The sequence below is a fragment of the Fibrobacter sp. UBA3629 genome (assembly GCF_002374005.1).
In the GTDB taxonomy this organism is placed as follows: Bacteria; Fibrobacterota; Fibrobacteria; order Fibrobacterales; family Fibrobacteraceae; genus Fibrobacter.
Genome location: NZ_DFLC01000036.1, coordinates 117,887 through 125,130, shown reverse-complemented (window position 1 = coordinate 125,130; position 7,244 = coordinate 117,887). Strand labels below are relative to the sequence as shown.

Genomic DNA, 7,244 nt, shown 5'->3' with positions numbered 1-7,244 from the left:
GTCCAACTTTTTGGGTTCAGCTCAAAGCCGAGGGATTTTTCATAGGAAGATCCCCGCCTACGCGGGGATGACATCTCTATAATTACGTGTGAGCGTCGACCCATTCGGCGTTCTTCTTGCAAGCCTCGACGGACTTTTCGAAGGCGGCCTTTTCTTCGTCGCTCATCTTGACTTCGAGAATCTTCTCGACACCGTTTGCACCGACCACGACCGGCACACCGCAGTAGAGGCCCTTCACGCCGTATTCGCCGTTCAGCTTGGCAGCGCAAGAGAACACGCTCTTCTTGTCGAGGAGGTAGGCTTCGGCCATGTGGATGGCAGAAGTAGCCGGGCTGTAGAAAGCGGAGCCGCGGCCGAGGAGGTTCACGATTTCGCCACCGGCACCGGCGGTACGCTTGGCGAGTTCGGCAAACTTTTCCTTGCTCATGAGCTGAGAAACCGGGATACCGCCAACAGACACGCATTCCATGATGGAGACCATGGTGTCGCCGTGGCCACCCATCACGAGGGCCTTCACGTCTTCGACAGACACGCCGAGTTCGTCGGCGACGAAGCAAGCGAGACGGGCAGAGTCAAGCACGCCAGCCATACCGATGACCTTGTTGGCCGGGAGGCCGGACTGCTTCTGCATGTTGTAGACCATGGCGTCGAGCGGGTTCGTAATGACGATGACGAAAGCGTCCGGAGCGTTTTCCTTGATGGCTTCGGCAACGGTCTTGATCACGCCGCAGTTCTTGTCCAGGAGGTCGTCGCGGCTCATGCCCGGCATACGCGGGAAACCGGCGGTCACGATTACGACGTCTGCGCCCTTGATGGCGGAGTAGTCGGTAGAACCCTGAAGATCCACGGAGGAGTTGATGACGGAACGGCCTTCCATGATGTCGAGAGCCTTGCCCTTGGGCATACCCTGAGTCTGCGGAATATCGATAAGGACCACGTCGCCGAGATTCTTCTGGGCGAGCACGAGAGCCATTGTACCACCGATTTGACCAGCACCAACGAGTGCAATCTTCTTTCTAGCCATGATTAACCTTCCTTTTAAGGTATAGAATTATTACGGCGTAAATATAGCAATATTTCGGGCCAATGCTAGACCATCGCGGCAACGAAATCGGCTTCGCACATCAGTTTTTCGTCGAGGAAGGCCTTGCCCGAATACTTGAAGATGCCGTGACGTACGGAAAGGAGCTTCACTTCGAGGCGAATGTCCATACCAGGGAGCACGGGGTTCCTGAAACGGCAGTTCTCGATGCCCATGAAAGCGGGACGCTTACCCACCACTTCGGCTTCGCGGGCAATCATCGTGAGGAGTGTCGCTGCCTGGGCCATGGATTCCACCTGCAGCACGCCGGGCATCACCGGATTGCCGGGGAAATGTCCCTGGAAGAACTTTTCCTCGCCCGTCACGTGGAAAAGACCCGTCAGGGACGGAAGGACCTCCTTGCCGTCGCCCAAGTCGAGGCTCAGGATTTCGTCGACAAAGGCGAACGGGAACTTCTGCGGGAGCAGTTCGTGAACCACGGCGGCATCGTAAAGGATTCCGGGTTTATCAGACTTCTTGAGGGTTTCCAGTAGAGACATAAGGCAGGAGTTTCTCCATGATTTTATGGTGAATGGTATGGCCGCCGTTCAATATTTGAACGCGAACCTTTGGTAAAGCAGGGACCGCGAAGGCAAGATCGCCCAGCAGGTCCAAAATCTTGTGACAGGCGGGTTCTTCCGCCATGCGGTAACGGGGGTGTTCTCCCGCGCTACCCAGGAGCATGCCGCAGGATTCGTCTACCCCGGCGAGGAGACCTTCGGCGCGGGCCTTCGCGTAATCTTCTTCGAAAATGAACGTGCGGGCCGAAAATGCGCGGTAGAGGTCTTCCGCAGAATACACCGAGAGGGTCGCCGCCGAGCGGAAAGCGACGTCACCCGCAGTCGCATCGCGGGTAATCTCGTATTCCACCTCGAAGCAGTCCGCAGGCGATACGCTCACGCGACCACGCGGGAACTCCAGGTCAAACGACACGGGAACATCGTAAAAGCAGAGGGGTTCGGGAATACCGGCGACTTTCCTCAAGGCATGGAAGAACGGGAGAGCGCTACCGTCCATCATCGGGAGTTCGGTGGCATGCACATCGAACCGCTGGTTCGGCCACATGAGGAATACGGGCGCCAGATGCTCCGTCGAGGCGAGGGAAAGCGGGCCGTGCAGGCCAGGTCTCGAGTAAATCGCCGTGCGCGCCACGCGATACCCGAGTTCGCCATAACAATGCAGGGAATCCGTCGAATAGAAAAGTTCATCGCCAACATACCAGCATACGCGTGGCGCACGGTTCGGATCCTTCTCGAGGATATCCACGCGGACTCTAGCCTGCGGGTACGAAAGCGAAGGCGACGCAAATTCTAGACTCTTGAAGGCCGGCATGCTACTTCTTCCCCATCTGGCGGAGGCGCACCATCGAGCGGCGCCACTGCGTAATTTCTTCGGCGGGGAAACCGGCAACAGTCCGGCCAGCCGGGACACTCTTTGTCACTCCCGCCTTCGCGGCGACGCGCGCCCCCTTGCCTATGGTCAAGTGGCCCGCGGCCTTCGCGCCTCCCGCGAATTCCACGCCGTCCTCAACCACCACGGAACCGGCAACCGCCGTCTGCGAGGCCATGTAGACGCCACTGCCCAATCGGCAGTTGTGAGCGATTTGAACAAACGAATCGAACTGGCACCCGTCCCCAATCGTGGTAGGGTTCAAGAATCCCGCGGCCACCACTGCATTCGCCCCAAAGCCGCAGTTGTCTCCGATGCGCACGCCAGCAAGGTGTGGGACCGGCCGGCGCCTGCCCTCAAATTCATAGAACCCGAACCCGCGCGAACCTATAACGGCGCCCGCCTGGAACACGCAGTTCCGGCCTATCTTTACGTTCGGATAAACGGTCACATTTGCTTCCAGGACACAGCCGTCACCCACTTCAGCACCCCGCATCACCACGCATCCCGGGCCCACGACCGCATTTTCGCCCACGCGACCTTCGACGACGGCGCTCGCATGCACACGCGCGGTATTTGCGACAGCCAGCGCATGCGCAGGTTCGTCCGCGGCAAACTTTTCCAAGAACAGTACCATCGCATGATACGGGTTTTCGACAGGGGCGACGCAGAGCACCTGCTTAAACAATTCGCACGCGTCATCGAAAGCATCGCGCGGCACGAACAACAAACCGGCCCGCACCCGCGGCAAGAGCGACGACGCGAAGCCATTCGCATTCGTCTCGTTCTTCGCAGAAGCGCCCATCCAAAAGCTGGCATCGGCCGGTCCGGCCGAGTCTATAGACGCAAAACCCGTTATTTCGAATTCCGGCGAGACGCGCGTTTCCGCATCGGCCCGTAGCCATTCTAGGACAACCGATAGCTTGACCGGACGCATCAATCCTCCAGCCTCAGCATCTGCACCTGCGCGGCAAACTCGATCGAAATCTTTTCGCCCAGCCTGCCACTCATGTCTTCGCCGTCAAGCTGCAAGAACTCGTCCGGACGCACCGTCATTTCAAGAGAATGGACCTTGATTGACTTGAGAAAATGGCATTTGAAAATGTAGCCAAGCAGTGGGATGTTCCCTATCGCAATCGCAAGCAAGAAGGTGGGCATATTAGGCACGTCGACCACCTCCAGGAATCCATCCGCCATATTGGCCCTAAAAAAGGGATTCGCGCCACTCGCAAAGCTCGGGATATTCCCGACAATCAAGGTGCGGTGGCCCTTCAAGTCAAGGCTATGCGACTTGCCGTACTTATCGACATAGCGGAGAGAGCCCTGCGTAAGGCGGTAGTTCCTGTCGGCAAAGAAACGGCGGACGTAATGCAGCTTGTTTGCCACCACGGAAGACGAAGAAATCGCTCCGCTAGCACGGTCCTGGTTGAAATCATGCGCGATGCGGGCGTCGATACCACCCGAAAAGTAGTTGGCGAGCGCATATTTCCCGTTGACTTTCCAGATATCGAACGGAGTCGCAGAAGCACGCAGCAGCCGACGCACCAGGAACAAAAGCCCCTGGTCCACAAAAGGCTTGTAGAGCTTTAGCACGCGTGCAAGGTCGTTGCCCGTCCCCAGCGGAATAAGCCCAATCTTCACCCTGGTCGCGAAATCGGAGGCAAGCATCGTCGACAAGACCGCGGACACCGTTCCGTCGCCACCGACCGCGATAAGCGTTTCCGTATGGGAAAGCGCATCAAGAATCTGCGCTTCCATGCCTTCGTAGTGGGTGAACTCGGCCTTCCATTCTTCTGCAGCAAAGCCCATGGATGCCATAATTTCGGGCAAGAAGTTAAAGATAACCTTGCCCTGCCCGCCTCCACTGATGGGATTGATGAGAAATACGAACTTGAAACCCATCAGCCGTTCCCGCGCAAGAGCTTGTCCTTTATTTCGACATAGCGGAACATCCCGCCGCGGACATTCTCGATTTCTTCAACAGTCAGTTCGCGGACCACATGGGCGGGAGAACCAAGGACCAGGGAATTCTCAGGAAATTCCTTGCCCTGGGTAACGACGGCTCCGGCCCCCACAATGCAATTTTTCTTGATGTGCGCGCCATCCATCACGATAGCCCCCATGCCAATAAGCACATTGTCGTCAATCGTGCAGGCATGCAGCACCGCGTTGTGCCCCACGGTCACCTCGTTTCCAATAACTGTCGGGACATCCGTCGAAACATGGACCGTCACGTTATCCTGGATATTCGTCCGCATACCTACGCGAATCGGAGCTAGGTCGCCACGGAGCACTGCCCCGTAAAACACGGAAGAATCATCCCCCAATTCCACGTCGCCAACGAGAAATGCCCCATCGGCCACAAACACGCGTTCCCCCAGTCGGGGAGACATTCCGTCAATCTCGACAAACCTAGACATAACCCCAATCTACATTATTATTCCGCAATGGAGACCACGCCGGGACTTATTCGGCCACGGGAATCGCAGAAATCTTGTTCCATTCCGCCGCATCAGCGGGGCGAAGGAGCTTGGCGCCGGCATATTTGCGAAGCATTGTGACGGCCTTGACCGTATCGCCCTCGTCGAGGGCACCCTTCGCATCTTCGAGGATATCCTTCTGGGCGCTACGCATATCGGCAATGGCACCCTGGCGGTTCTGGCGCAGCACTTCCATGGAATCGCTCACGAACCCGAGTTCCCAGGTGCTGTCGTAGCATGCTTCCACTTCCGCATACTTCTGCGGATCTTCCTGGGCGGCCTGATAAAGCGCATCACAGCGGGCAAACGTTTCCGCGCTGGAACGCTTTGCATACTGGTAATACTGGTAGCCGCCGACAATCAGGGCGATGACCACCAAAAGGAACACGCCGTCTTGCCAGCCCATGATGGGGCCGGTTGGCATCTTGGGGCGACCGTTTACAGTCTCCCCCGCTTCCAGCTTTTCTTCTGCTTCGTCAAAGGGGCTCTTGCCATTCAAGAAACTAACCATATTCTAACCTACCTTTTACTTTTTAGACATGGCGTCAAAGACGCGCGCATACAGATAAATTTGTTTTAGCAGACTCGCAAAGCCGTTGGAGCGGGTCGGCGAAAGTCCGACATTCAAGCCAATCTGCTGAAAAAACACGGGGTCGAGCGAAAGGATTTCGTTTGGCGGCAAATCGTTGTAGACCCTGAGGGCTAGCGCTCCGAGGCCCCGGCTGATCAGCGGGTTCGTCGTGCCGCCCTCGACATCCATCTCGAAATGGAGAACGGCGCCATCGAACTTGGGCACAAGGTACATCGTGGAGGCGCACCCCTGGATGATGAATTTTTCCGCCTTGAGCGAAGCGTCCATCCCCTTGTGGGCGCGAGCGAGATCGAGCAGGAATTTCCACTTGTCGTCCGGATCGGCAAACGAAGCGAACTTGGCCCTGACATCCTCGACTCTTTCTGCAATATTTCCCGACATCATCGATTCCTACCGAATAAACGAGCGCATTTTCCATATAACAGTGGGGCACGCCCAAAGCACCGCGAAGAAGATGCGGAGGAGAGTCTGCTTTTCGCGCGGCAGTTTCGAGAGTTTCTTGGCGGCACGGTCGAACTGCGCATCCGAAATGCTGTTGAATCCGGGTTTTGCCCGAGCAATCTGCAGGTGCTGCCGACCGAGGGCCGCCATCCAGCGTTCCTGAACTTCGGCTTCGATCTTTTTGCGGTTTTCGCCGGCGTCATCGAGCCAATTTTTTACGGACTCGGCAACAATCTTTCCACAGAGCAAGGCTTCCACGATACCCGAGCGGCTAATGGGGTTCATGCAACTTGCGGCATCGCCCGCCTTGAAAAGTCCGCACTTGGCCATGGGCTTCGTCGACTGCCCACACGAAATCGTGCCTCCATAGACGGCCTTCACCTTCGCATTCGGATAATCCTTAGCGATAAAGTCCAGAAGCTTTTTGCGCAGGGGTTCCTTGTGGCGCACGTTCTTGCCGAGAACAAAGCCGATATTCACTTCCACGCCGTTGCGCGGGAAAATCCAGCCGTAGCCATCAGGAAACTCGCTTCCGAAAAAGAGTTCAATATGCTCGCGGCTGTGCTCGATGCCTTCCGCCACCGCGAAAATCGCGGGTTCGAGGTCGGTATCACCCGACTCGATGCCCTCGAGGCATTCGATTCCACGGGTAAGCCTGCAGCTCGGACCGGACGCATCGACAACCGCAGCCGCAGAGACCGTTTCAAGCGCGCCGCCCGCAACCGAGACCGTCACATTCCAACCATCCGCCGTCTTTTCCAATTTCTTGATCAGAGCGTCGTAACGGCATTCCACGCCCGCAGCGCAACAGCCATCCGAGATGGAGTGATGGAACCGGGCTCGGTCCAGGATGAGACCGCAATCCTTGCTGTAGAATTCCGCACGATAACGCTTGGGCGATGTGAAATAGATTCCGGAAAGCGAACCGCGGACAAAGGAGGGGTCCACGGGCCAAAGGGCGTTAAGCCTGTCCGTAGAAACCGCTTCTGCACAGAAAATGGGTTCCTTCCAAGGCTCCTTCTTATCCAAAAGGAGAATCCGTCTGGCACCGCCGGTCAATCTTCCCAGGGTGCAAGCCGCCATGAGACCGGCAGGACCGGCCCCGCAAACCACCACATCGTACCGATTTGATGCAAAATTTGCCATTTCGGGGTATAAATTAGCTTTTATTTATAAAGTTTTTTTCTTTTCTATTGCTATTTGTCATTTTTTTTAATTATTTTAGGGCTATCCGTTATTTGGTTTTTATCCTTAAAGGGAA

9 protein-coding genes are annotated in these 7,244 nt (G+C 56.5%); all 9 read right to left on the bottom strand.

Annotation, left to right across the window (positions count from 1 at the left end):
- Nucleotides 1–82 precede the first annotated feature (82 nt).
- Complete coding sequence (gene mdh, locus B2310_RS11345) at nt 83–1,024, bottom strand: malate dehydrogenase (protein ID WP_072978496.1); 942 nt, start codon at nt 1,022–1,024, stop codon at nt 83–85.
- 65 nt (nt 1,025–1,089) lie between these two features.
- Nucleotides 1,090–1,581, bottom strand: coding sequence for a 3-hydroxyacyl-ACP dehydratase FabZ (fabZ, locus tag B2310_RS11340; RefSeq protein ID WP_290723705.1), 492 nt, complete (start codon nt 1,579–1,581; stop codon nt 1,090–1,092).
- The gene (locus B2310_RS11335) at nt 1,550–2,413 is read right to left on the bottom strand and encodes a UDP-3-O-acyl-N-acetylglucosamine deacetylase (RefSeq protein ID WP_290731621.1); all 864 of its coding nucleotides are present in this window, start codon (nt 2,411–2,413) and stop codon (nt 1,550–1,552) included. The genes fabZ and B2310_RS11335 overlap by 32 nt, the downstream gene beginning before the upstream one ends.
- A 1-nt stretch (nt 2,414) precedes the next feature.
- On the bottom strand, nt 2,415–3,407 hold the full coding sequence (locus tag B2310_RS11330) for a UDP-3-O-(3-hydroxymyristoyl)glucosamine N-acyltransferase (protein WP_290731619.1): 993 nt from the start codon (nt 3,405–3,407) through the stop codon (nt 2,415–2,417).
- Nucleotides 3,407–4,372 carry a diacylglycerol/lipid kinase family protein gene (locus tag B2310_RS11325; RefSeq protein ID WP_290731616.1) on the bottom strand — a complete coding sequence of 322 codons (966 nt, stop codon included), beginning with the start codon at nt 4,370–4,372 and terminating at the stop codon, nt 3,407–3,409. Before B2310_RS11325 ends, B2310_RS11330 begins: the two co-directional genes overlap by 1 nt.
- Nucleotides 4,372–4,890 carry a gamma carbonic anhydrase family protein gene (locus B2310_RS11320; protein WP_173366491.1) on the bottom strand — a complete coding sequence of 173 codons (519 nt, stop codon included), beginning with the start codon at nt 4,888–4,890 and terminating at the stop codon, nt 4,372–4,374. The genes B2310_RS11325 and B2310_RS11320 overlap by 1 nt, the downstream gene beginning before the upstream one ends.
- 46 nt (nt 4,891–4,936) lie before the next feature.
- The gene (locus B2310_RS11315; RefSeq protein ID WP_290723718.1) at nt 4,937–5,461 is read right to left on the bottom strand and encodes a hypothetical protein; all 525 of its coding nucleotides are present in this window, start codon (nt 5,459–5,461) and stop codon (nt 4,937–4,939) included.
- Nucleotides 5,462–5,476: 15 nt separating this feature from the next.
- On the bottom strand, nt 5,477–5,926 hold the full coding sequence (locus B2310_RS11310) for a SufE family protein (RefSeq protein WP_290731612.1): 450 nt from the start codon (nt 5,924–5,926) through the stop codon (nt 5,477–5,479).
- Between the two features lie 6 nt (nt 5,927–5,932).
- The gene (locus B2310_RS11305) at nt 5,933–7,129 is read right to left on the bottom strand and encodes an NAD(P)/FAD-dependent oxidoreductase (protein WP_290731610.1); all 1,197 of its coding nucleotides are present in this window, start codon (nt 7,127–7,129) and stop codon (nt 5,933–5,935) included.
- Nucleotides 7,130–7,244 lie beyond the last annotated feature (115 nt).

Coding starts and splice junctions, on each gene's coding strand:
- B2310_RS11310 (WP_290731612.1), bottom strand. CDS start 5,926: ATGATGTCGGGAAATATTGCAGAAAGAGTCGAGGATGTCAGGGCCAAG.
- B2310_RS11315 (WP_290723718.1), bottom strand. CDS start 5,461: ATGGTTAGTTTCTTGAATGGCAAGAGCCCCTTTGACGAAGCAGAAGAA.
- B2310_RS11325 (WP_290731616.1), bottom strand. CDS start 4,372: ATGGGTTTCAAGTTCGTATTTCTCATCAATCCCATCAGTGGAGGCGGG.
- B2310_RS11335 (WP_290731621.1), bottom strand. CDS start 2,413: ATGCCGGCCTTCAAGAGTCTAGAATTTGCGTCGCCTTCGCTTTCGTAC.
- fabZ (WP_290723705.1), bottom strand. CDS start 1,581: ATGTCTCTACTGGAAACCCTCAAGAAGTCTGATAAACCCGGAATCCTT.
- mdh (WP_072978496.1), bottom strand. CDS start 1,024: ATGGCTAGAAAGAAGATTGCACTCGTTGGTGCTGGTCAAATCGGTGGT.
- B2310_RS11330 (WP_290731619.1), bottom strand. CDS start 3,407: ATGCGTCCGGTCAAGCTATCGGTTGTCCTAGAATGGCTACGGGCCGAT.
- B2310_RS11305 (WP_290731610.1), bottom strand. CDS start 7,129: ATGGCAAATTTTGCATCAAATCGGTACGATGTGGTGGTTTGCGGGGCC.
- B2310_RS11320 (WP_173366491.1), bottom strand. CDS start 4,890: ATGTCTAGGTTTGTCGAGATTGACGGAATGTCTCCCCGACTGGGGGAA.